Source organism: Phormidium pseudopriestleyi FRX01, assembly GCF_017313335.1.
GTDB classification, from domain to species: domain Bacteria; phylum Cyanobacteriota; class Cyanobacteriia; order Cyanobacteriales; family Laspinemataceae; genus Laspinema; species Laspinema pseudopriestleyi.
Genome location: NZ_JAFLQW010000246.1, coordinates 1 through 2,784, shown reverse-complemented (window position 1 = coordinate 2,784; position 2,784 = coordinate 1). Strand labels below are relative to the sequence as shown.

Below are 2,784 nucleotides of genomic sequence, written 5' to 3'. Positions count from 1 at the left end.
TTTGTCCCCGTTTTAATAAAGCTGACCTCCCTTCTGCTTCATCCACCCAATACCTGGGGTCAGCATAGAGGTGAGTAAATTGATGAATCATTTTCCCTTCATAAAGTGGCAGTTCCCCTTCCCCTAGCTGCTGGTTAAATAGATGACTGTCATTTGTCATATCAAATTCCCGATTTAACCGCAAATTCCACTTTTCTTTAATGTTTTCACCCAGCATTGGAAAATCAAGAAATTTTTCCACTATCTTCAGATCTACCCCCGATTTAAACTCCATCACCGAAAGCGAGTCAGGAGACAACCGACGCACGAGGGGTACTGAAATGACTAAATGTTCATCGGAATTGTTGAGAAACGTATCAAGCTGATTAATTCTAATTGCCTCACGGGGATTGATTCGGAACGCGGCCCAAAATGAATCAGTCCCCTCCCCTTTGGCAAAAGTAAGCAGGCAAAACTTAAATCCGTGATGGACTCCTTCAAAAATAAATCGTTCGTTCGAGAGTCCAAATAGTGTATCTATTTTGCTTTGTGAAAACAACATTTCTCGCAACTGTTTTGCCCCTAAATCTGTATAAAGTCCGGAGGGAACAATAATTCCACATTCTCCCCCGGGACGTAATAAATTAAAACATTGTTCTAAAAATAGTTTATAGAGGTTGATATCCGTCCCTGCTTTCTTGCCATTGACAATTGAAATTTGATTTTGATACTGTTCCGCAGCCCGATAATAAGCGCTAACATGAGGAAATTGGCTTTGATATTCTAGCCAGGTATCGGCAATTTCTAGGTTTTCGAGTAGTTTGCTTTGCGCTTTCTCAAACGCTTTAATGTCCATCTTCCTTTTCTGCACCAACTCGTTATGCTGAAGAAAAAACTCTCTGGCATTCGGTTTTAAAATTTCCCAAGGCGGATTGGCAATAATTACATCAAATCCACCCCGTTGCAATACGCGGTCAAAATGATATCCCCAATGGAATGGCTTCAATGCCGCAATGTCATCAAGTTTTAATAGGCGCTTCTTGGGTTTCCCCGAGATTTGCACCTCCTGATACTTAATCCCTAACCGACTGCTAAACTCATCCCATAACAATACATTTAACTTGTCCTGGGATTCTCGATTTAACTGTTCAATGTGACTCCGCAACATCAATAACCGCGACTCTTGAGACGTTCCCTCCCATTCCCCGGACTGAAAAGCGTGTTTTTTATATAAATCAATCGAAGCATTTTTATCGGCTAAAATTTTCTGATAAGCACTCGCTGCCAAGGGTTGTAGCAAATTTCCCTGTAAAGCAACGGGTTCGGACTCTTTCTTTTTCCCTTTTGCCTTAGTCCCGGAATTAACCGCATCAAACCCGGTTTCATCCACCCGAATTAAGCCAATCAGGGAATTTCCCGCCATAATATTAAAGTCAATATTCGGCAAAGGTTCTAATTCACTGACATCATGGGCGGAAGAAACTAAGGCTAGAAATAGCCGCAATTTAGCAATTTCTGTCGCTTCCTCCATGATATCGACTCCATAGAGGTTATCCGTAATAATTCGCTTTTTAATGTAATAATTGAGAGACGGATGGTCGGTTTCAACTTGGGTTAACCAGGCGTGGAGATGATGGTCAGTAATTCTAACTTTAACCGTAGCAATCACGTTGGAATACACATAAATCAGCGTTTTCATGGCTGCCACCAAAAATGCGCCAGAACCGCAGGCAGGGTCTAATAAACTCAGATTCGGAAGAATCTCCTCCAGCAATTGCCGACAGAGATTCGCATCCAGTTTGGTTAAGAGTTCGGTAATATTCTCAAACTTGCGCGGGACAACAGCTTGATTGATGCGGTCTAAAATGAGCTTGTTAATGGTCTTATCACACAAATATTCGGTGATTTCTGACCGCGTATAATAAGCGCCAAAGGCTTTTTGGTTAATGTATTTCTCAAAAATGTATCCCAAAACTGCGGGGTTGATTTCGTTCTCTTTGCCTTCCAGGGTATCATCTAAATTCCAGGAGTAGCCCGCAAATAAAGCAAAAACCTTTTCAAACGCCTCATCTGGAATCGCAATATCCGGATAATTTTGTTCAATTTGATGGCTGAGAAATAGCCCACCATTCAAGTATTTGATATCCCCAATCAGTGCCATCACCGCAGGCGATCGCTGGTCTAAAGGTTTGGCAAATCCTTCAAAAAACAGGGCAGGCAGGAACTCTCGATAAAATAAATCTGGCCCTCGCTGCTTACTTTCTTCTAGTTTGTCTTGAAGATAAAGAGTTTTTCCTCCATCAATAAACCCTTTGCGCTGCAAGAAATAAACAAACATTAAACGGTTGAATAAGACCGAAGTGTACCACCGGCGATCGCCTTCTTTCTCAATGCCACGAATCGCCCCTAAAAACTCAATATGCTGTTGTTTAAAATCTTCAAAAAACTTCTTAGTAACCCGCTCAATATCTAATCCCGCCTGCAACCGTTGAGCAACATCAATCACCGAGAGGGATTCCAACTCATCGAGACTAACATACAAGGCGCTTACCTTGCTTAACAGCAAATCGCAGGGTTCCGACTTCACATAAACATGGTCCCGAGGATAGAGTTTAGTTCCCTCTCGCTTAACCCAATACCAAACACATTGGGTCCGGTTTTTATCGATAAAAATCAACAGATTTTCCCGAACTAAATCGGCAATTTCTTTATAAATCGCCAATCGCTTCGTCCCATTGGGAATTTCCCCATCCTCTGCCGAGACTTCAAAAACTCCTACCCCCAACAATTCCGAAACAGGCGATC

Annotated in this window: 1 protein-coding gene; it reads right to left on the bottom strand. The window is 42.1% G+C overall.

What is annotated here, in order from left to right; translation table 11 throughout:
- Positions 1-2,764: Eco57I restriction-modification methylase domain-containing protein (locus J0895_RS09130; RefSeq protein ID WP_207087794.1), on the bottom strand; the 2,764-nt coding region annotated here is incomplete at its 3' end.
- Positions 2,765-2,784: the final 20 nt, after the last annotated feature.